20 protein-coding genes and 1 tRNA gene are annotated in these 19,193 nt (G+C 72.6%); 14 read left to right on the top strand and 7 right to left on the bottom strand.

Annotated features, from left to right (window positions below; all coding sequences use genetic code 11):
* Window positions 1-39 precede the first annotated feature (39 nt).
* Window positions 40-1,359, bottom strand: coding sequence for a helix-turn-helix domain-containing protein (locus ACFVXH_RS11325; protein WP_375876732.1), 1,320 nt, complete (start codon window positions 1,357-1,359; stop codon window positions 40-42).
* A gap of 646 nt (window positions 1,360-2,005) precedes the next feature.
* Here ACFVXH_RS11325 and ACFVXH_RS11320 point away from each other — a divergent pair.
* Window positions 2,006-2,650 carry an HhH-GPD-type base excision DNA repair protein gene (locus ACFVXH_RS11320; protein WP_049660490.1) on the top strand — a complete coding sequence of 215 codons (645 nt, stop codon included), beginning with the start codon at window positions 2,006-2,008 and terminating at the stop codon, window positions 2,648-2,650.
* Window positions 2,651-2,758: 108 nt separating this feature from the next.
* On the opposite strand, the gene ACFVXH_RS11315 is transcribed toward ACFVXH_RS11320, so the two are convergent.
* The gene (locus tag ACFVXH_RS11315; protein WP_387822381.1) at window positions 2,759-4,285 is read right to left on the bottom strand and encodes an MFS transporter; all 1,527 of its coding nucleotides are present in this window, start codon (window positions 4,283-4,285) and stop codon (window positions 2,759-2,761) included.
* A 129-nt stretch (window positions 4,286-4,414) separates the two neighbouring features.
* Here ACFVXH_RS11315 and ACFVXH_RS11310 point away from each other — a divergent pair, with 129 nt between their 5' ends.
* The gene (locus tag ACFVXH_RS11310; RefSeq protein WP_380779886.1) at window positions 4,415-5,413 is read left to right on the top strand and encodes a helix-turn-helix transcriptional regulator; all 999 of its coding nucleotides are present in this window, start codon (window positions 4,415-4,417) and stop codon (window positions 5,411-5,413) included.
* A 23-nt stretch (window positions 5,414-5,436) separates the two neighbouring features.
* Here the strand turns inward: ACFVXH_RS11310 and ACFVXH_RS11305 are convergent, their stop codons facing one another.
* The gene (locus ACFVXH_RS11305) at window positions 5,437-6,333 is read right to left on the bottom strand and encodes a hypothetical protein (protein ID WP_063780078.1); all 897 of its coding nucleotides are present in this window, start codon (window positions 6,331-6,333) and stop codon (window positions 5,437-5,439) included.
* 14 nt (window positions 6,334-6,347) lie between these two features.
* Window positions 6,348-6,866 carry a YbhB/YbcL family Raf kinase inhibitor-like protein gene (locus ACFVXH_RS11300; RefSeq protein WP_049650163.1) on the bottom strand — a complete coding sequence of 173 codons (519 nt, stop codon included), beginning with the start codon at window positions 6,864-6,866 and terminating at the stop codon, window positions 6,348-6,350.
* Between the two features lie 99 nt (window positions 6,867-6,965).
* Here ACFVXH_RS11300 and ACFVXH_RS11295 point away from each other — a divergent pair, with 99 nt between their 5' ends.
* Both ACFVXH_RS11295 and ACFVXH_RS11290 read left to right on the top strand, forming a co-directional pair.
* Window positions 6,966-7,625 carry a rhomboid family intramembrane serine protease gene (locus ACFVXH_RS11295; protein ID WP_387822376.1) on the top strand — a complete coding sequence of 220 codons (660 nt, stop codon included), beginning with the start codon at window positions 6,966-6,968 and terminating at the stop codon, window positions 7,623-7,625.
* Window positions 7,626-7,740: 115 nt separating this feature from the next.
* Window positions 7,741-8,907 (top strand): hypothetical protein, encoded by a 1,167-nt coding sequence (locus tag ACFVXH_RS11290; RefSeq protein ID WP_387822373.1) that lies wholly within the window; start codon window positions 7,741-7,743, stop codon window positions 8,905-8,907.
* 28 nt (window positions 8,908-8,935) lie between these two features.
* Here ACFVXH_RS11290 and ACFVXH_RS11285 read toward each other — a convergent pair whose 3' ends face one another.
* A complete protein-coding gene (locus tag ACFVXH_RS11285; RefSeq protein ID WP_259316650.1) occupies window positions 8,936-10,516 on the bottom strand; it encodes a DUF853 domain-containing protein in 1,581 nt (526 codons plus the stop codon).
* A gap of 192 nt (window positions 10,517-10,708) precedes the next feature.
* On the opposite strand from ACFVXH_RS11285, the gene ACFVXH_RS11280 reads away from it, so the two are divergent.
* Window positions 10,709-11,005: a type II toxin-antitoxin system VapB family antitoxin gene (locus tag ACFVXH_RS11280; RefSeq protein WP_030061387.1), complete on the top strand. Its 297-nt coding sequence runs from the start codon at window positions 10,709-10,711 to the stop codon at window positions 11,003-11,005.
* A gap of 271 nt (window positions 11,006-11,276) precedes the next feature.
* Complete coding sequence (locus tag ACFVXH_RS11275) at window positions 11,277-11,960, top strand: LytR C-terminal domain-containing protein (RefSeq protein ID WP_049650160.1); 684 nt, start codon at window positions 11,277-11,279, stop codon at window positions 11,958-11,960.
* A gap of 99 nt (window positions 11,961-12,059) precedes the next feature.
* On the opposite strand, the gene upp is transcribed toward ACFVXH_RS11275, so the two are convergent.
* Entirely contained in the window at window positions 12,060-12,695 is a 636-nt protein-coding gene (gene upp / locus ACFVXH_RS11270; RefSeq protein WP_049650159.1) for a uracil phosphoribosyltransferase, read from the bottom strand.
* A 195-nt stretch (window positions 12,696-12,890) separates the two neighbouring features.
* Here upp and ACFVXH_RS11265 point away from each other — a divergent pair, with 195 nt between their 5' ends.
* The 8 genes from ACFVXH_RS11265 (at window position 12,891) to ACFVXH_RS11230 (ending at window position 17,987) form a co-directional block, all read left to right on the top strand.
* Window positions 12,891-13,094 (top strand): hypothetical protein, encoded by a 204-nt coding sequence (locus ACFVXH_RS11265; protein WP_049650158.1) that lies wholly within the window; start codon window positions 12,891-12,893, stop codon window positions 13,092-13,094.
* 349 nt (window positions 13,095-13,443) lie between these two features.
* Window positions 13,444-14,001 carry a tRNA adenosine deaminase-associated protein gene (locus tag ACFVXH_RS11260; protein WP_049650157.1) on the top strand — a complete coding sequence of 186 codons (558 nt, stop codon included), beginning with the start codon at window positions 13,444-13,446 and terminating at the stop codon, window positions 13,999-14,001.
* A gap of 50 nt (window positions 14,002-14,051) precedes the next feature.
* Window positions 14,052-14,579, top strand: a complete 528-nt coding sequence (gene tadA / locus ACFVXH_RS11255; RefSeq protein WP_387822370.1) for a tRNA adenosine(34) deaminase TadA — start codon at window positions 14,052-14,054, stop codon at window positions 14,577-14,579.
* Between the two features lie 67 nt (window positions 14,580-14,646).
* Window positions 14,647-14,733, top strand: a tRNA-Ser gene (locus tag ACFVXH_RS11250).
* Window positions 14,734-15,244: 511 nt separating this feature from the next.
* Entirely contained in the window at window positions 15,245-15,385 is a 141-nt protein-coding gene (locus ACFVXH_RS11245; protein ID WP_359913966.1) for a hypothetical protein, read from the top strand.
* 94 nt (window positions 15,386-15,479) lie between these two features.
* Window positions 15,480-15,773 carry a Dabb family protein gene (locus ACFVXH_RS11240; RefSeq protein ID WP_049650156.1) on the top strand — a complete coding sequence of 98 codons (294 nt, stop codon included), beginning with the start codon at window positions 15,480-15,482 and terminating at the stop codon, window positions 15,771-15,773.
* A 315-nt stretch (window positions 15,774-16,088) separates the two neighbouring features.
* The gene (locus ACFVXH_RS11235) at window positions 16,089-16,934 is read left to right on the top strand and encodes an RNA polymerase sigma factor SigF (RefSeq protein ID WP_387822366.1); all 846 of its coding nucleotides are present in this window, start codon (window positions 16,089-16,091) and stop codon (window positions 16,932-16,934) included.
* Between the two features lie 144 nt (window positions 16,935-17,078).
* Entirely contained in the window at window positions 17,079-17,987 is a 909-nt protein-coding gene (locus tag ACFVXH_RS11230; protein ID WP_049650154.1) for an RNA polymerase sigma factor SigF, read from the top strand.
* On the opposite strand, the gene ACFVXH_RS11225 is transcribed toward ACFVXH_RS11230, so the two are convergent.
* Window positions 17,974-18,903, bottom strand: a complete 930-nt coding sequence (locus tag ACFVXH_RS11225; RefSeq protein ID WP_387822362.1) for a tyrosine-protein phosphatase — start codon at window positions 18,901-18,903, stop codon at window positions 17,974-17,976. The genes ACFVXH_RS11230 and ACFVXH_RS11225 overlap by 14 nt on opposite strands.
* Window positions 18,904-19,193 lie beyond the last annotated feature (290 nt).

The following is a 19,193-nucleotide window of genomic DNA, read 5'->3' as shown; positions in this document are numbered from 1 at the left end:
CGGTGTGGCGGCCGGGGACGGGCCGGGAGTTCAGGCGGTCTACGGGTGCAGCGCCTGCGCGAGCAGGGGCTGGAGGGCCTGCACGGGTCGGCCGGCCCGGAACCGGTGCAGCTCGTGGGCGAGCCTGCGGACGTCGGACCGGATGGTGGCCGACCGCAAGGCCGGGATCAAGGGCAGGAGCTCCGCGGCGAGTTCGCAGGCGCGTTGCGGTTCCCCCGTGGCCGCGTGGGCGAGGGCGCGCCGGATGCCGTACCGGGCGCGGCTGCGGACGGCGTGCGCCGGGATCCTCGGGTACTCGTGGTCCAACACTTCGGCGGCCTGGCGCGGGCGGCCGAGGTCGTACAGGCACCAGCCGGTGACCACGGCCGCCGGGTCGGCCAGGTGGGTGGTGCCGAGCAGGGGTGTACCGCCGTTCTCGGTGTCGGCCCTGGCCAGCAGTTCTCGGGCCCGGTCGAGGCTGCGCAGACAAGCGGTGTGGTCGCCGGCGAGAGCGTGCCCCTGAGCCTCCCGCTGTGCTGCGAGGCCCCGGATCCGTGGTGGCAGGGCATCGTCCTGCGCCGGTTCGACCAGTTGTACGGTCTGGGTCGCGTCACCTGCGTAAAAGGTGATCAGGGCGCGTCGGACCAGCGCGTACGACGCCAGGTCGCGGTCTCCGCCTGCCTGTGCGAGTTCGACCGCCCGGGCGGTCCACCACAGTGCCGAGGTGTTGTCGTCCGCCTCCTGCGCCATCCAGCCTGTGTACTCCGCGTACCGCGCGGCCAGCACGAGCAGTCGGCCCCGGTTCACCGGGTCGGCCCGGGCGGCGAGCTCGCGCAAGGTGTGGGTCTGGACCGTGAGCAGCGGGATCAGCGTGCCCGGGTCACCGGACTGGCCGAGTTGTCGCATCTGGTCGAACTGGGCCCGGAAGATCTCGACCGGGCCGGATTCCGCGACGGCGGTCGCCGAGGCCTCCGTCGGCAGGGTCGCGGTCAGCCCGCCACCGATCAGTGAAGTGGCCCCGACGGCAAGCAGCTGCCGCCGTCCAAAGGCCCCGGGCCAACGGACCCCTTCCTGGTCGGCCCCGATCACTGCTTCCGCTTCACCGACGACGCCGCTCTGCACCGGTCCGCCGGACGGCGCCGACTCGGCCCCACCACGTCCCGCCAGCAGCCGCTCCAGCTCGCCGCCCGCGTCGAGCTGAACGTCACAGCGACGCGCCAACTGAGGCGGGGGTGGCTTGTGCCCACGTTCGATCTTGCTCAGGTGTCCCTTGCTGTAGCTGAGCAGTTCGGCCAACCGGGTGAGGGTCAGCCCGGCGGCGATCCGACGTCTGCGCAGTTCCGGACCGAACTCTCCGGACGACAATCTGGACACGCTCATGCCAACCCCCGTCTGGATCCGACCGCCCTGGCATCTGCTGCATCACGGGCCGGAAGCGGTCACCCCTCGCTTCCGCCTGGAATCTTGGCATGCGATCAAGCCGGTCAAACGGCGATCGACGGGGTTTCCCGTTTCCTCTTTCCCCCTCGAATGACCATGCGAACAAAACGAGTTGGCGACATGTCCACGCACCAGAGCAACACATATGAACGCGCTCCCGCCCGGGCGGGCCGGTCGTGGCCTGCCCGGGCGGGAGCAGCGGTTCCGGCTCAGGCCGCGAGGGCGAGGGCGGGGGCGGGGGGAGGTGGGCGCCAGACAGAGAAGAGGGAAGGGAGCGTGGGCGCGGACGCCGAGCGGTGACGACGGTGTGGGCGGCGGGCTTTGGAGTGCCCTCCATTCGACGGCTGTTCGGTTCGACGCGCCCCCACTCCGGGACCCCCGGCGGATGCGACAGGCGCGGGCAAAAAATATCCCTCGCGCCCCCGCCGGCACCCCCGGCAACCGCTCCGCCAACGAACAATGCAGCTCTGGCAAGGCCTTGAACAGACAAGACTTCCCCGGCTACGGGCGTGTTGACCGCGTACGCCAACGCCGCTTCCACCAGACTGGGCGCCGACCCGACGTCAACTCCGAGGAGGGCAAGCCCATGAACGTCACCGTCCGGCTCGCACAGCAGCCCGAGGCCGACGAACTGCTCGGACGCAGCGCGCTCGCCGCACTCGTCGGCATGCTGCTGGACCAGCAGGTCCCGATGGAGTGGGCGTTCACCGGCCCGCTGACCATCGCCCAGCGCCTCGGCCACGACGACCTGGACGCCCACGAGATCGCCACCTACAACCCGGAGGAGTTCGTCGCGCTCCTCTCCGCCAAACCGGCGGTCCACCGCTACCCGGCCGCGATGGCCAAACGGGTGCAGCAGCTCTGCCAGTTCCTCGTCGCGCAGTACGACGGCGACGCGGCCGCGCTGTGGAAGAACGTCCGCACCGGCAAGGAGCTGCTCAGCCGGCTCAACGCCCTGCCCGGCTTCGGCAAGCAGAAGTCGCAGATCTTCCTGGCCCTGCTCGGCAAGCAGTACGGGGTACGGCCGGAGGGCTGGCGCGAGGCGGCCGGGGTGTACGGCGAGGAGGGCGCACACCGCTCGGTGGCCGACATCACCGGCCCCGAATCGCTCACCCTGGTGCGGGAGTTCAAGCAGGAGGTGAAGCGCGCCGCGAAGGAGGCCAAGGCCGCCGCCAAACCGCGCACCACCACCCGCGCGTCCGCCGCCCCCACCCCGACCGGGGTGCGCTGAGCACCGGCTGACCCACCCGGCCGGCCGTACCGGGGCCGGCCCCGCCCAGAGCGCGACGCGGGCCCCGGCCGCGCCGCGCGACCGGGGCCCGTGAACGGGAGCGCTCCGTCAGGCCACGACGGGCGCCTGCTGCTCCGCGGTGGAACCGTCCGCGGAGCCACCCGCGCCCCCGGAACCGGCCGCGCCCCCGGAACCGGCCACCGCCCCGAGCGCCTTGCGCCGCCGCGGCAGCGCGAACATCAGCAGGAAGACCGCGAGCAGCACCCCGGCGACCCACCACATCGCGTGCACGAAGGCCCCGCCGAACGCCGTCCCGACCGCCTCCGGCGCGACCACGTCGTCCATCGCCCCGAAGAAGGCCACCGACACCAGGCCGAGCCCGAGCGCGTTGCCCACCTGCTGCACGGTGTTGATCAGCCCGGACGCCGACCCGGCGTGCTCACGCGGCACCTCCGCCAGCACCGCGTCGGTGATCGGCGCGACGATCAGCCCCATCCCGAGGCCCATCACCACCAGCGGCAGCGCCATCTGCCAGGCGGTGATCGTCGTCCCGTACCGGTCCGCCTCCCAGATGTAGACGAGCACGCCCGCCGCCATCACCAGCGCGCCGGTCTGCAGCACCTTCCGCCCGAACCGCGGCACCAGCTTCTGCACCGACAGTCCGGCCGCCGTGGAGACCGCGATCGAGAACGGGATGCCGGTCGCGCCGGCCTTGAGCGGGCTCCAGCCCAGCCCGATCTGCATGTAGAGGGTCCAGACCAGGAAGTAGATGCCGAGTGCCACGCCGAAGGCCAGCTGCACGCAGATCCCGGCCGCGAAGGACTTCACCCGGAACAGCGCCAGCTCCACCAGGGGAGAGCCGTCCCGCCGCGTCTTGACCTTCTCGTACGCCACGAACAGCGCGAACACCGGCAGGCTCCCGGCCATCGACAGGTAGCCCCACAGCGGCCAGCCGGCCTCCCGGCCGTGCGTCAGCGGGTAGATCAGCATCAGCAGGCCGAGGCTGGCCAGCGCCACGCCCACCAGGTCCAGCTTCAGCGCCTGGTCGGCCTTGGACTCGTCGATGAAGCGGCGGCCCAGCAGCAGTCCGGCGATGCCGACCGGCAGGTTGATCAGGAAGATCGGCCGCCAGGCCAGGCCGAACAGGTCCCACTCGGTGAGCAGCGCACCGATCATCGGACCGGAGACCGCGCCCAGCCCGACCACCGCGCCGAACAGGCCGAACACCTTGCCGCGCTCCTCCGCCGGGAAGGTCGCGTGGATGATCGACAGCACCTGCGGCACCATCAGCGCGGCCGTGCCGCCCTGGAGCACCCGGGTCGCGATCAGCATCTCGGGGCTGGAGGCCAGCCCGCACAGCGCCGAGGCCAGCGTGAAGCCGCCGATCCCGATCAGGAACACCCGCTTGCGGCCGTGGATGTCACCCAGCCGGCCGCCGGTGATCAGCCCGATCGCGAAGGCCAGCGCGTAGCCCCCGGTGACCCACTGGACGGCGCTGAACGAGGCGCCGATGTCCTGCTGGATGCTCGGGATGGCGATGTTGACGATGGTCACGTCCACCAGGTCCATGAAGGAGGCGACCATCACGATCGTCAGCGCGATCCACCTCCGGCGCTCCGCTGCCGCGGTGCCCATTCCGTACTCCTCTACCTTTTCCACGTCCACGACAGTAGCGGGCATCTAGGTCAGAATCTGTCCCAGTTGGTCCGGCATTCTGGACGGCACGAGCGACGGCACGAGCGAGCGAAGCATCGAGAGGCGCACATGAGCGACACCCCGGCACGGCTGTTGAACCTCCTCTCGCTGCTCCAGACCCCGCGCGAGTGGCCCGGCAGCGAGCTCGCCGAACGGCTCGGCGTCAGCCCCCGCACCATCCGGCGCGACATCGACCGGCTGCGCGAGCTCGGCTACCCGGTGCGGGCCAGCATGGGCGCGGAGGGCGGCTACCGGTTGGTCGCGGGCACCGCGATGCCCCCGCTGCTGCTGGACGACGAGGAGGCGGTGGCCATCGCGGTCGGGCTCCGCGCGGCGGCCGGGCACGCCGTGGTCGGCATCGAGGAGGCCTCGGTACGGGCGCTCGGCAAGCTGCTCCAGGTGCTGCCGGGGCGGCTGCGGCACCAGGTCGGGACGCTCAACTCCGCGACCGTGCCGCTGCTCGCCGGGGACGGCCCGACCGTCGACCCGGAGGACCTCACCGTGCTCGCCCGCGCCGTCACCGCCCGGGAGCGGCTGCGCTTCGGCTACCGGGCGTACGACGGCGCCGAGACCAGTCGGCAGGTCGAACCCGAGCGGCTGGTCTCGGTCGGCCGCCGCTGGTACCTGGTCGGCTACGACCTGGACCGCGCGGACTGGCGGCTGTTCCGGGTCGACCGGCTGAGCGGCCCGGCCGCCACCGGCGTCCGCTTCACCCCGCGCCCGCTCCCCGCCGAGGACGCCGCCGCGTACGTGGCGGGCAAGCTGCGCCGCCCGTCACCGAGCGGCACCGTGGTCGCCACCGTGCACGCCCCCGCCGAGCGGGTCCGCGACAGCCTCCGGCCGGGCGACTCCGAGGTCGAGCCGATCGACGGGCACAGCTGTCGGCTCCGCTCCCGTTCCGACTCGCTGGAGTGGACGGCGATGCGGCTGCTGTCGCTGGACTGCCCCTTCGAGGTGCACGAGCCGCCGGCGCTGCGCGAGCACCTGCGCCGGCTCGCCGACCGCGCCCACCACGCGGCCGGCCCGGAGGCTCGGACCCCGGGCCCCGCCCTGAAGGCCGGCACCTGAGGCCGCGACCCGAGGGCCGGAACCTAGGCCTCGACCCGGAACCAGCCGTTGCCGGAGCGGAACCAGAGCACCCCGTCCCGGCCGTGCGCGCGCCCCCGGTCGAGGCCGCCGGGGACGCCGACCCGCTCGCGGCGCACCTCCCGCCAGCCCTTCCGGCTCTCCCGTTCGCACCGGATCAGCTCGCCGCCGGGCTGGAGGAACACGGCCCGGTCCCCGGCGATCGCGAAGCCCACCGGCTGGCGGGCCGGCAGCCGCATGACGACGGGCTCGCCCCCGTCCGGGTCGATCCCGGTGAGGTGGCTCCTGTCCCCGTACCAGGCCAGCCAGGCCCGCCGTCCCTCGGTGGCGGCGGCGAGGCCCTCCAGCGGCTGGTCGCCCAGCTGCCCGAAGTCCGGCTGCCAGACGATCCGTCCGGCGGTGTCCAGCCCGAGCAGGCCGTACTGGCCGAGCGGGTTGTCCCCGTAGTTGCCCTCGTCCCCGAAGGCGAGCCAGATCCGGCCGTCCCGGTCGGTGGTCAACGCCTGGACGTCGTCGCCGAGTTGCAGCTCCCGGGTCAGCCGTCCGTCCGGCCCGAAGACCTGGCCGTTGCGCTCCCAGCCGTCCGCCGACTCCTCGGCCCTGCCTCCGACCAGCAGCACCCGGCCGCCCGGCAGCAGAGCCAGGAAGTCCGGCGGGACCCCGACCCCGGTGAGCGGCACCCGCCACTCGCCCCGCGGGCCGCGCACCACCACCTCGCCGTCGAACGGCAGCCGGGCGCACGGCCACGAACCGGCCGGTGCCGCGTACCGCTCCGGCACCACCAGGACGGCCAGCTCCCCCTGCGGCCCGACCGTCCAGGTCAGGGCCCGGTGGCCGGCCCGGACGTCCTCCGCGGGCAGCCGCCAGACCTCGACCGGACGGTCGGACACCGGTATCGACATCGATCGGGCCCCGCTCAGACCCCGTACTCGGCGGTCAGCAGCGCCCGGCCCAGGGTGTGGAAGGTGAGGTTGAAGCCCACCTGGGCCGGCGGGGTGTCGGCGGCGACGTCCAGCTTCTCCACGTCCAGCGCGTGCACCGCGAAGACGTAGCGGTGCGGGGCGCCGGGCGGCGGGGCGGCGCCGTCGTAGCGGTTGCCCGGGAAGTCGTTGCGGCCGTGGAAGGAGGCCTCGCCGGGCAGGCCGGCGTCAGAGGAGCCGGCGCCGCGCGGCAGGCCGGCGGTGTCGGCGGGCAGGTTCAGGGCGAGCCAGTGCCACCAGCCGGAGCCGGTCGGCGCGTCCGGGTCGTAGCAGGTGACCGCGATGCTCCGGGTGCCCTCCGGCAGGCCCGACCAGGCCAGCTGCGGCGAGAGGTTGCCGTCGGCGTGGACGAACTCCGGGCCCAGCGTGCCGCCTTCGGTGATGTCCTCGCTGCTCAGCGGGAAGGACGGCACCTGCGGAAGGAACTCGTACGGCAGCGGCGCGCGCTTGCTCATGGGCTGGTCACCTCTCACGGTCGGAATGACACAGGTCACTCTAAACGGCTCGCCGTAATCGGGTGCGTGTGCGATCCCACCGCCCCTAGAGTCGACGGCATGGCCTCCAGAATGACCCGTCTGCTCTCCGACTCGCGCGACGCGCTGTTCACCATGATCGGCCTCCAGGCCGTCATCTGGTCCGTCCAGGTGGTCAACTGGCTGGACGACTACGGGCTGTCGCAGGAGTTCGGCCTGCGCTCGGAGCGGATCGGCGACCTGCCGGAGATCTTCACCTCGCCGTTCCTGCACTTCGGTTGGGACCACATCGCGGCCAATGCCTGGCCGCTGTTCCTGCTCGGCTTCCTGTCCGCCTACCGGGGCATGAAGAAGTTCCTGCTGGCCAGCCTGGTGATCACGATGTCCGACGGGCTGCTGGTCTGGCTGCTGGAGAGCCCGAACACCGTGACGGCCGGGGCGAGCGGCCTGGTCTACGGCTACCTCGGCTACGTGGTGCTGCGCGGCGTCCTGGACCGCAACGTGCTGGACGCGGCGGTCGGCATCGTCATCGCGGCGGTCTACTCGACCATCCTGATCGGCGTGCTGCCGGTCACCCCGGGCGTCAGCTGGCTGGGCCACCTGGGCGGACTGATCGGCGGGCTGGCCGCCGCCTTCCTGCTCCGCCGCCGGCCGGCCGAGCAGCGGGCCCCGAAGCCCGCCGCCGCCCCGGACAGCCCCGGATCCGCCCTGCTCAAGCAGCTGGACGACCTGGGCCTGTAGCCCCCGGCCCGACGGCCGTCGGCCCGGTAGCCCACCCGGGCCATCAGGTATAGACCAATCCCACCCCTGCGGCTAGCGTGGACGGCTCACCCTCCCCCAGCTCCGGAGCCGCACCGTGGAGTCGTCCGTCCTCGCCTTCGCCACCGACCTGCTCGACGAGGGCGCCGACACCTTCTTCGGCAACCTCACCGACCGCGCCGGGGTCGGCGGCGTCACCCTCGCCTCCGTCTACCACGAGGCCCGCGACGTCTTCCCGCACAACCCCCGCCGGGTGGTCCGCTACCTGGAGCCGGGCGCGGCGTACTTCCGCCCCGACCCGGCCGCCTGGCGGGGCCGCCGGCTGGCCCCGGCGCCGTCCACCGCGATCGGCGACCGCGACCCCTTCGCCGAGGCCGGCGAGGAGGCCCGCCGCCGCGGCCTGAAGCTGCACGCCTGGACGGTCTTCTGCCACAACGACCGGCTCGGCTTCGCCCACCCCGACTGCGCCCCCGCCAACGCCTTCGGCGACCGCCACCTCACCGAGCTCTGCCCGGCGAACCCGGAGGTCCGGGAGTACGCGCTGACCCTGGTGGCCGAGCTGGCCCGGTACGGCGTGGACGCGGTCCGCGCCGAGTCCCTGCACTTCCACGGGCTGCGCCACGGCTACCACCACGAGCGCTACTTCGAGGAGCTGGGCCCGACCGCCGAGGCCCTGCTCGGGGTCTGCTTCTGCCCGCACTGCCGCGCCGCCGCCACCGCCGCCGGGGTCCCGGCCGAGGAGGTGGCCGAGGCGGTCCGCACCGAGCTGCGCCACCGGCTGGCCGACGAGTCCGCCGCCGCCCGGCCCGCCGACCTCAGCGCCCTCGCCGACGGCGCCTTCGCCGCCTACGTGGACGCCTCCGCCGCCACCGTCACCGCGCTGGCCGCCGACCTCTCCGAGCAGGCCCGCCGGCACGGCATGCGGCTGAGCTTCATGGACGGCGGCGGCCCGGGCACCGGCTGGCTGGCCGGCATCGACCTGCCCGCCCTCGCCGGAGCCGCCGACCAGATCGAGACCCTCGGCTACGCGAAGACCCCGGAGGCCGTCCGGGAGAAGCTCGCCGCCTTCGCCCTGCACGGCGTCCACCCGAAGTCCATGGCGGTGATCCTGCGCCCGATGTCCTCCGACTGCGACGGCCCGGAGAACCTCGCCGCCAAGATCGCCGCCCTGCGCGAACTCGGCGTCCCCGAGGTCGAGTTCTACCACTACGGCCTGATGCGGCTGTCCTCCCTGGACCGGATCGGCGCCGCGCTCTCCTCCTGAGGCCGGCCGCCGCCCGCCCCGGAACCGGTCACCGCCGCCGCTTGGACGTCCCGAACAGGCTGCGCGAGATCTCCTGCCCGAGCTGCTTCCCGGCCGAGCGCGCGAAGGACTTGACGCTCGGGTTGTTCAGCAGCGACCCGAGCAGCCCGCCCACGCCCGCCTGCTCCCGCGCCTTCCCCTCCCGCTCCTCCCGCCGCGCCGCCGGCTCGGGAGGAGCCGACGCGGGAGGCCCGGCCGGCGCCGCCTCCGGCCGGGGGGCGCGCGCCGCCAGCTTCTCGTACGCCGACTCCCGGTCGATCGCGTCCCGGTAGCGCGCCGTCAGCGGCGAGGCGTCCACCACCGCCCGCAGGTCCGCCGCCTCGATCGGCCCCATCAGCGACTGCGGCGCCCGCAGCCTGGTCGCCGCGACCGGGGTCGGCGCGCCCTTCTCGGAGAGGACGGTGACCACGGCCTCGCCGGTGCCCAGCGAGGTCAGCACCGCGCCGAGGTCGTACGAGGAGCGCGGGAAGGTCGAGACGGTGGCCTTCAGCGCCTTGGCGTCGTCGGGGGTGAAGGCGCGCAGCGCGTGCTGCACCCGGTTGCCCAACTGCGCCAGCACGTCGGACGGGACGTCCCGCGGCGTCTGGGTCACGAAGAAGATGCCGACGCCCTTGGAGCGGATCAGCCGCACCGTCTGGGTGATCGCCTCCAGGAAGGCCTTGGAGGCGCCCTTGAACAGCAGGTGCGCCTCGTCGAAGAAGAACACCAGCTTGGGCTTGTCCGGGTCGCCCACCTCGGGCAGCTCCTGGTAGAGGTCGGCGAGCAGCCACATCAGGAAGGTGGAGAACAGCCGCGGCCGGTCCTGTACGGCGGGCAGTTCCAGCACCGAGACCACGCCCCGGCCGTCCGGGGCCGTCCGCAGCAGTTCGGCGGTGTCGAACTCGGGCTCGCCGAAGAACGCCCCGGCGCCCTCGTTCTCCAGCACGGTGAGCGCCCGCAGGATCACCCCGGCGGTGGCCGCCGAGAGCCCGCCGATGGTCCGCAGCTCCTCCTTGCCCTCGGGCGAGGCGAGGAAGGCGATCACCGCGGTGAGGTCCTTGAGGTCGTAGAGCTCCAGGCCCTTGGCGTCGGCGTAGTGGAACACCAGGGTGAGCGAGGACTCCTGGGTCTCGTTCAGGTCGAGCACCTTGGCCAGCAGCAGCGGCCCGAAGCTGGTGACGGTGGCCCGGATCGGGATGCCCGCGCCCTGCCCGCCGAGCGCGTAGAACTCGGTGGGGCAGCCGCGCGGCTCCCACTGCTGCCCCACCTCGGCGGCCCGGGCACCGGTCCGCTCGCTCGGCGTCCCGGGCGCGGCGACACCGGAGACGTCCCCCTTGATGTCGGCCAGGAACACCGGCACGCCCTGCGCGGAGAGCTGTTCGGCGATCAGCTGGAGGGTCTTGGTCTTGCCGGTGCCGGTGGCCCCGGCGACCAGCCCGTGCCGGTTGAGCACGCCCAGCGGGATGCGCACCTGGGCGTCCGGGTACGCGGTGCCGTCCAGCAGCACCGCGCCGAGGTCGAGGGCAGGGCCGGTGAAGGCGTACCCGGCGGCGATCTCCCGGACGGCCTGCGGGGTGAGGTCGGAGTCCATCGGTGAACACTCCTGAGCGGATCGGAACGCTTCGGAACGCTTCGGCATCGGCACGGAACCCGATCGGCACCGGGCGATGTTCGCGACATTTCCCATCAAACAGCGGCATTCGTCCATGCGCAGTTCACACCGGCGCGCGTGGCGGAGCCTCGGCTGCTGCGCCATCCGCCGTCCGAACGGTAGGCTTTCCGTGTGATCTTCAAGCGCATCGGCAATGGGCGGCCGTACCCGGATCACGGCCGGACGAGCACCCGCCAGTGGGCTGACGTCGCCCCGCGCCCGGTGCGACTCGACCAGCTGGTGACCACCAAGGGCCAACTCGACCTCGAAACCCTCCTGGCCGAGGACTCGACGTTCTACGGGGACCTCTTCGCCCACGTGGTGAAGTGGCACGGCGACCTCTACCTGGAGGACGGCCTGCACCGGGCCGTCCGGGCGGCGTTGCAGCAGCGCCAGGTGCTGCACGCCCGCGTCCTCGAAATGGAGTGACGGACCCCCGACCGGGCCGTCGGACCCCCACGGGCTTTCCGGACCGCCCCCTCGCCACCCGGCGGAGGGCGGTCCGCGCGTACCCCGGTACCCCCTTTCGGGTACCGGGGTACGCCAGATGATGATCGTTTAGTACCTTCGAGGCTGTCCGGCACTACGCTGCTGACTACGGCCGCGACCAGGGGATTCCGCCCGCACCGGGGGAAGCCCCCACCCGGCCGATCCGTCATCCCGACCCCGCCCTGGTACGAGGGGGAGACAAACCGTGAGCATGTTGACTCCCCAAGGCCTCAAGGGGAAGCAGTACCGCGTCACCGGCAACACCTACCCGCGCCTGGGCCGGCCTCCGAAGAAGAGCCGCAAGGTGATCGCCGCACTCGCCGGCCTGCTCGCCCTGGCCCTGGTCGCGCTCGGCGGCGTGCAGCTGTACGACATCTTCACCGGCAGGAACAAGAACGCCTCGGCCCAGGCCTGCGCGGACCCGTCCGGCAAGCCGCTGGCCGCCCCGACGCCGGGGGCCGCCCCGGGCACCCCCGCCGCCTCCGGTGCGCCCGCCGCCGCGCAGGGCGACCCGCACGCCGTCCCGCAGGCCTCCGCCGTCACCGTGAACGTCTACAACGCCACCACCAAGGCCGGGCTGGCCGGCCGGACGGCCGAGGAGTTCAAGAAGCGCGGCTTCGTCATCGGCAAGGTCGGCAACGCCCCGGCCGAGCTGGACAAGAAGGTGCCCGGCACCGCCCAGGTGATCGCCGGTCCGGCCGGCGCCGGCGCGGGCACCCTGGTCGGCTCACAGATCGCCGGGGCCGCCGTCACCGCCGACGCCCGCACCGACACCACCGTGGACTTCGTGATCGGCGACAGCTACAACGCCCTGCTGGACGAGACCCAGGCGGCCGCCGCCCTCGCGCTGGCCACCAAGCCCTCCCCCGCTCCGACCGCCACCGGCAGCTGCTGAGGCGGCACCGACCGGACGCGCGGCACCACCGAACACCGAGAGCCCCCGGCAGACGCAGTGCCGGGGGCTCTCGGTGTTCGGTGGTTCGGGTGGGGAGGCTCAGCCGGCCGTGCCGTACAGCCGGTCGCCCGCGTCGCCGAGGCCCGGGACGATGTAGCCGTTCTCGTTGAGCCGCTCGTCCACGGCGGCGGTGACGACGGTGACCGGCAGGCCTGCCAGCTCCCGCTCCATCACCTCGACGCCCTCGGGGGCGGCCAGCAGCACCACGGCGGTGACGTCGGTGGCGCCGCGCTCGATCAGCATCCTGATCGCGGCGACCAGGGTGCCGCCGGTGGCCAGCATCGGGTCGAGCACGTAGACCTGGCGGCCGGAGAGGTCGTCCGGCATCCGGGTGGCGTAGGTGGAGGCCTCCAGGGTCTCCTCGTTGCGGACCATGCCGAGGAAACCCACCTCGGCGGTCGGCAGCAGCCGGGTCATCCCGTCCAGCATGCCGAGGCCGGCCCGCAGGATCGGGACCACCAGCGGGCGCGGGTAGCTGAGGCGGGTACCCAGCGTGACCGCCACGGGGGTGGTGATCTCCACCTCGTCGGTGCGGACGTCCCGGGTGGCCTCGTAGGCGAGGAGGGTCACCAGCTCGTCGGTCAGGCGACGGAAGGTCGGCGAGTCGGTGCGCTCGTCGCGCAGGGTGGAGAGCTTGTGGGCGACCAGGGGGTGGTCAACAACGTGGAGACGCATGTATCGAGGTTAGCCCGGTCCTGGACGGGTGTACGACTCGCCGTGCCCACCGGGGCGCCGGTCCGGGTGACGCTCCCGTGACTCGCCGTGACCCGGCGCGGTCGTCCGGACGGAAGTGCCTCCTGTGGTATCAACCGGGCCGTTCTGGGAATGTCACCTCTTATGACGAGCAACCCGAACCCTGGGGACGGCTCGATGGACGAGCCCGTCGACGGGGTGGGCCGGAGCCCGGGCCCGCCGTACGACCACCCCGAGACGGAAGCGGAGCGCCGCAAGCGGCGGGCCGTCTTCCTGCGCGAGCTCACCGAGGCGCGCGAGCTGCGGGAGCGGGTCCAGCCGCGGCGGACCAAGGAGCGGCGGATGCGCGAGGCGATGCGGATGCGGACCTTCCGGATCTGACCGGGCCCGGAACCGCCCCCGGAACCGCCTCGGGAGGCACCCCCGGACCACCCTGATGCCACCCTGGCGCCCGTCCGGCGCGACACCCGGACGGCCCCGGGAAGGGACCCGAACGGCCCCGCCGGGCGTTCGGAGCAAATTTCGACCGGCCTCGGACCGCCCCGGCCCGGCTTCGCCGTCCGCCACCCGGTCCTTCCGACACGACCTGCAAAGACGCGCTGCAGAACACCCCCCGCAAGGGCGGGCTTTCTGTCACGATTCCGATGGGACGGTCCGAACAAGCGGACCGCCTCTGGCGCGGGGGCGGCCAGATTTCCGCGTTGCCCGTGCGCGCCGACAGCCGAGACCGATGATCTTGGGAGTGTCCCTGGTGGCGTACTTCGCTGCAGTGCTTGCTCGCACCGAGGACGGGTGGGATGTGAGCGAGACGGAGCTCGACGACGTCGAAACCCTCGCCGATCTGGCCGACCTGGCCCGCGGATCCGCCCAGGACGACGACAGCGTCCTGATCTTCATCGAACAGGAGGACGCCTGGTTCGCCGTCGTCCGCGTGGACGGCGAGGAGGACCCGCGGATCTTCGTGTCGGACGGCGCCGCGGCCGCCCGCAGCTCCTACGGCTCCGTCCTCACCGACGAGTTGGTCGACCAGGCCGGCGAGAGCGAGTTCGGCGACCTGGACCACCTGCTGGACGAGGCCGAGGAGGCCGAGGAGCAGGACGAGGAGGACGCCGACGCCCGCGGCGGCGTCCCGGTCGGCCCGCTCGGCGACGCCCACCTGCTCACCGAGTTCGGCCTCGCCGCCGACGAGCTGCTGGCGCTCAGCGGCGAGGGCGCGGTCCCGGGCGACGCCCTGGAGGAGATCGCCGAGGCCCTGGGCTGCGGCGAGGTCCTGGAGGCCGTCCGGTAGCGGCGTCGGCCATGCCGGTGTCCACCACCGGATACCCGACACTGGATGCCATGCAGCCCGCATCCACTCCGCTGACCGTCCCGCACGTTCCCCCGCTGACCGCCCCCGTCCGCCCCGACCCGGTCCGCGACCGCTGGGCGGCGCCGATGCGCCTCGCCATGGCCGAGGCCGCGCTGGCGCCGGCCACCGGGGACGTACCGGTCGGGGCGCTCGTCCTGGACCCGGACGGCGAGGTGATCGGACGCGGCCACAACGAGCGCGAGGCGGTCGGCGACCCGACCGCGCACGCCGAGGTGGTCGCGGTCCGGCAGGCCGCGGAGAAGACCGGGGAGTGGCGGCTGAGCGGCTGCACGCTGGTCGTCACGCTGGAGCCGTGCACCATGTGCGCCGGCGCCATCGTGCTGTCCCGGATCGACCGGGTGGTCTACGGCGCCCTCGACGAGAAGGCCGGCGCGGCCGGCTCGCTCTTCGACGTGATGCGCGACCGCCGGCTCAACCACCGGCCCGAGGTGATCCCGGGCGTCCTCGCCGACGAGTGCGGCGCGCAGCTGCGCGCCTTCTTCGACACCCACCGCTGAGGGCCCGCCGGGCACCGCGGTGATACGGATTTCGTGACTGCGCCACCCCTCCGGTAGAGTTCCTCTCGGTAGCGTGTCCGAGCGGCCAAAGGAGCACGCCTCGAAAGCGTGTGTGGGGGCAACTCCACCGTGGGTTCGAATCCCACCGCTACCGCTCGAGAGCCCGAGGGCCCGTCCGATCCGGACGGGCCCTCGGCGTTTGTATGCCCACGTCGCGGGAGCCGCAGGGCACCGCCGGAACGGCCCCGGACATGGGAACGGCTCCGTACCCCGGGCCGATGACCACCGGTGCCCGGTCCGTACGGAGCCTGGAGGGGGAGCGGTTCGGGGGGACTGACCGCTCCCCCGGCGGAGTCCCACAACCGGCGCCGCGTCGGGGGGAAGCCGCGGCGACCGGTCCCACAGCGGGGAGCTCCGGATCCATGCACCGGGGATTCCTGCCAGATCCTCGGTACGTCTTCCATCCTGCCGTCCGGCCCGCGAGCGGGCATCCGGAGAAAGGCCCCACTCGCGGGGACCTTCGTCCCGCCGGCCGAACGCGTCGCACACTTGATAGCCCGTCCGGGTGGATAAGCTGCCCCCTGCAGGCCGCTCGGGGACCGGATGACGGCGGCCCACAGCTGGGAGGAAGAGGTCACCCGATGGCGCAGGCGAAGAAGATCGGCATGGCTCTCCTGCTCATCTTCGTGCTCTACTCGATCATCACCTCACCCTCCCGGTCCGCCGAGCTGGTCCAGCTCGGCTTCGAGGGGATCTCGAACGCGGCCAAGGCCGTCGGCACCTTCATGACCGGTCTGATCAAGTGACGGACGGCCCGCACCCATTCGGGTAGCGGTCGGCCCCCTGGCACCGGCTACGGTGAGCGGGACCCTCTGTCCCCGTCCGCGAGGAGCGGCAATCGTGATCCGCCACCTGGTCCTGTTCAAGCTCAACGAAGGCGTCAGCAAGGACGAAGAGCGCGTGCTCGCCGGCGCCAAGGCCTTCGACGCGCTCGGCTCGGTGATCCCCGAGCTGCGCGAGTGGGAGTGCGGCTGGAACACCACCGAGCGCGACATCGCGTACGACTACGCGATCAACAGCCTGGTCGAGGACCGCGACGCCCTCCAGGCCTACCTGACCCACCCGGACCACCAGGCCGCGGCCGGCCTCTGGCGCGAGTTCGCCACCTGGGTGATCGCCGACGTCGAGGTCTGAGCACCCGTCCGGCCCCCACCCGTCCGACCCGGACCACCCGAAGCCCGACCCCGGCGCTTCCCCCGGACGGACCGCGGCGCCCCGTCCGGCTTCCGGGCGGGGCGCCTTGCTCCGTCCCGGAACGATCCCTGCGGCGGTTCGCCGGCCGGCCCGGGAAAGGTTGAACGGCCCACCAACACACCTCCATCGGGTGCTTGCCCGACCTGTGCCCACCTTGTGATGCTATGACCGGTTTTGCCGGACATGGCGAGGTCGTGAACCCGCCGTGGCACCCGCTCCGCAGGGCCCGCCGTTGACGACTTTGGGAGGGGTGAGGTGTCCGTGGACGAAGTGCTGGCTGCGATCACCAGCCCGGCCGGCGAGCTCCGACCGGACCGGCTGCGCGGCCCCGGCGGCCGCCCCGCCGTGGACGTCCGGACGCTGACCCGGGTGCTGTTCGAACGGCTCGCCGAGCTGCCCCCGGACACCCCCGAGCGGGAGCGGGTCCGGGCCGCCCTGATCGAGGTGAACATCCCGCTGGTCCGCTACGCCGCCACCCGCTTCCGCAGCCGCAGCGAGCCGATGGAGGACGTCGTCCAGGTCGGCACCATCGGCCTGATCAACGCGATCGACCGCTTCGACCCCGGCCGCGGCGTCCAGTTCCCCACCTACGCGCTGCCGACCATCCTGGGCGAGATCAAGCGCTACTTCCGGGACAACGTCCGCACCATGCACGTCCCGCGCCGGCTCCAGGAGCTGTGGGTCCAGGTCAGCGGCGCGATGGAGGAGCTGACGGTGCTGCACGGCCGGGTGCCCAAGGTGCCCGAGATCGCCGCCAGCCTGCGGATCCCCGAGGAGGACGTACGGGCCTGCCTGGACGCCGGGCGGGCGTACAACGCGGCGTCCCTGGAGGCCGCGCAGGAGCACGAGGGCGGGCTCGCCCTGCTCGACCGGCTCGGCTACGAGGACTCCGCGCTGGCCGAGGTCGAGCACCGGGACATGGTCCGCCACCTGCTGGTCCAGCTCCCCGAGCGGGAGCGGCGGATCGTGATGCTGCGGTTCTTCGCCAACCTGACCCAGTCCCAGATCAGCACCGAGCTGGGGATGTCCCAGATGCACGTGTCCCGGCTGCTCTCCCGGATCCTGACCAGGCTTCGGACCGGCAACTCCTGGGAAGAGTGAGATTGCAGCGAGTTACCCCGGCGTGACATCTTGCGACGTTCGGGTTTGCCGTGGACCGTGTTCCGGTATGCAGGGGGAAGGCCCTCGCCGGGAACCACCGCGCGACGGCCCCCGTTCAACTGACAGTCACAAGGGGGTGGGTGCATGTCCGGAGAGCTGGGCACTGCGGAGATCCACGCTGGCGGCCAGGCCAACGGCACGGCCGTCGTCGAGGACCTGGTCCCGCGGCAGCGGGTCGAACCGGCCCGGCCGCCCGGCCCCGACACGGGACCGGAGACGCCGCCCGGCTCGGTGCTGGACACCCGGACGCTCTCCCGCTCGCTGTTCCTGCGGCTGGCCGCGCTGGACCCGGGCAGCGCCGAGCACACCTACGTCCGCGACACCCTGATCGAGCTCAACCTGCCGCTGGTCCGGTACGCCTCGGCGCGCTTCCGCAGCCGCAACGAGCCGATGGAGGACATCGTCCAGGTCGGCACGATCGGCCTGATCAAGGCGATCGACCGGTTCGACCCGGAGCGCGGGGTGGAGTTCCCCACCTTCGCGATGCCCACCGTGGTCGGCGAGATCAAGCGCTTCTTCCGGGACACCAGCTGGTCGGTCCGCGTTCCGCGCCGGCTCCAGGAGCTGCGGCTGGCGCTCACCAAGGCCGGCGACGAGCTCTCCCAGCGGCTGGACCGCTCCCCCACCGTCGCCGAGCTGGCGGCCTGCCTGGGGGTCAGCGAGGAGGACGTGGTCGAGGGCCTCGCGGTCGGCAACGCGTACACCGCCAGCTCGCTCGACTCCAGCACCGGCGAGGAGGACAGCGACGGCCCGCTGGCCGACCGGCTCGGCTACGAGGACCTGGCGCTGGAGGGCGTCGAGTACCGGGAGTCGCTCAAGCCGCTGCTGGCCAAGCTGCCGCCGCGCGAGCGCCGGATCATCATGCTGCGGTTCTTCGGCAACCTCACCCAGTCGCAGATCGGCGAGGAGATCGGGATCTCCCAGATGCACGTCTCGCGGCTGCTCACCCGGACGCTCACCCAGCTGCGCGAGGGGCTGATCAACGAGGGCTGAGCCGACCGCCGGGAGCCGGGCCGCCCCGCTCGGCTCCCGGGTCGTCCAGCAGGTTGGCGCGCAGCCCGGCCAGCACCTCCCCGTCCAGTCCGAGTCCGTCCCGCCAATAGGCGTCGAAGCCGCCCCAGCCGGCCACGACCTCGGCGAAGGCCGCGTCCAGGTAGCCGCCGTCGGCGCGGAAGACCGGCAGGAGCAGCTCGGGCTCGCGCATCAGGCCGCGGGCCCCGAAGTCGTCCAGCACCCGTCGTACGACCGGGGCGGAGCGCTCGTTGGTGAGCAGGTAGTCGGCCAGGACGGTCTCCCGGTCCACCCCCAGGGCGGTCAGCAGGAGGGCCGCGGCCCAGCCGGTGCGGTCCTTGCCCGCCGAGCAGTGGAACAGCAGCGGCGGCCCCTGAGGGTCCGCCAGCAACCGTAGCAGGGCGGCGAATCGCTCGCGCGCCACCCGGTCCGTGACGAACCACCGGTAGAGGCCGGCCATCCGGGCGGCCGCCCGGCCGTCGCCGAGCAGCGCCCGCTGGCGCTCCGGGTCGTGGTCCACCAGCGCGTCGCGGACCAGCAGGACGATGTCGAAGTCCGGTGCCAGCAGCGGGAGGTGGTGGAGCGTCACACCGCCGGGCAGGTGGTCCAGACCGGTCTCGCGGACTTCGGCCATGCTCCGCAGGTCCACCACGCTGTGCAGGCCGAGCGCGCCGAGCGGGCCGAGGTCCTCGGCGGTGACACGGTTCAGGCCATCGCTGCGCAGTGCCACCCCGGGCCGGAGAATCCGCCCGTCAGCCGTCCGATACCCGCCCAGATCACGGGCATTCAGCGCACCGCGCAAACCGAGACTGCGTCCGACCAGCGGCGTTCCGCCCGCCTCCGGTGACGCATTCCGTACGCTCGGGAATCCCCCGGACTCGGTATGCTGATCGACCATGTGAGCACCTCCATTGCATATTCGGACTGTCACATGGCACAGCCGTGCCCGATATTGCATGAACCTGCCCAACTGGGCGGCGAGATGTGCAAGAGTGTCATGCGCAACGACGACAGTGTAGGTGTCCCGCCCGCCCCACTGGGCCGCACCGTCGGTAACCACGTGTAGCAGTCAGCTTCCGGTTTTTCATTTTCAATTCACTATTTGCGCCGCCGGTCCGGTTCCGGTCACAATCAGCGCCTTCATGGCTTCGCCATGAACGTTGGTAACAGGTTCGCTGCACTCTCGCC

The sequence above is a fragment of the Kitasatospora sp. NPDC058184 genome, assembly GCF_042883725.1.
Classification (GTDB): domain Bacteria; phylum Actinomycetota; class Actinomycetes; order Streptomycetales; family Streptomycetaceae; genus Kitasatospora.
Note: the sequence above shows the minus strand (reverse complement) of the source record. Positions and strands in the feature narration are given on the sequence as shown.

Coding starts and splice junctions, on each gene's coding strand:
- ACFVXH_RS11295 (WP_387822376.1), top strand. CDS start 6,966: ATGGCCTCCAGAATGACCCGTCTGCTCTCCGACTCGCGCGACGCGCTG.
- ACFVXH_RS11305 (WP_063780078.1), bottom strand. CDS start 6,333: ATGTCGATACCGGTGTCCGACCGTCCGGTCGAGGTCTGGCGGCTGCCC.
- ACFVXH_RS11260 (WP_049650157.1), top strand. CDS start 13,444: ATGATCTTGGGAGTGTCCCTGGTGGCGTACTTCGCTGCAGTGCTTGCT.
- ACFVXH_RS11300 (WP_049650163.1), bottom strand. CDS start 6,866: ATGAGCAAGCGCGCGCCGCTGCCGTACGAGTTCCTTCCGCAGGTGCCG.
- ACFVXH_RS11315 (WP_387822381.1), bottom strand. CDS start 4,285: ATGGGCACCGCGGCAGCGGAGCGCCGGAGGTGGATCGCGCTGACGATC.
- ACFVXH_RS11225 (WP_387822362.1), bottom strand. CDS start 18,903: ATGGTCGATCAGCATACCGAGTCCGGGGGATTCCCGAGCGTACGGAAT.
- tadA (WP_387822370.1), top strand. CDS start 14,052: ATGCAGCCCGCATCCACTCCGCTGACCGTCCCGCACGTTCCCCCGCTG.
- ACFVXH_RS11325 (WP_375876732.1), bottom strand. CDS start 1,359: ATGAGCGTGTCCAGATTGTCGTCCGGAGAGTTCGGTCCGGAACTGCGC.
- upp (WP_049650159.1), bottom strand. CDS start 12,695: ATGCGTCTCCACGTTGTTGACCACCCCCTGGTCGCCCACAAGCTCTCC.
- ACFVXH_RS11285 (WP_259316650.1), bottom strand. CDS start 10,516: ATGGACTCCGACCTCACCCCGCAGGCCGTCCGGGAGATCGCCGCCGGG.
- ACFVXH_RS11310 (WP_380779886.1), top strand. CDS start 4,415: ATGAGCGACACCCCGGCACGGCTGTTGAACCTCCTCTCGCTGCTCCAG.
- ACFVXH_RS11320 (WP_049660490.1), top strand. CDS start 2,006: ATGAACGTCACCGTCCGGCTCGCACAGCAGCCCGAGGCCGACGAACTG.
- ACFVXH_RS11230 (WP_049650154.1), top strand. CDS start 17,079: ATGTCCGGAGAGCTGGGCACTGCGGAGATCCACGCTGGCGGCCAGGCC.
- ACFVXH_RS11265 (WP_049650158.1), top strand. CDS start 12,891: ATGGACGAGCCCGTCGACGGGGTGGGCCGGAGCCCGGGCCCGCCGTAC.
- ACFVXH_RS11245 (WP_359913966.1), top strand. CDS start 15,245: ATGGCTCTCCTGCTCATCTTCGTGCTCTACTCGATCATCACCTCACCC.
- ACFVXH_RS11275 (WP_049650160.1), top strand. CDS start 11,277: ATGTTGACTCCCCAAGGCCTCAAGGGGAAGCAGTACCGCGTCACCGGC.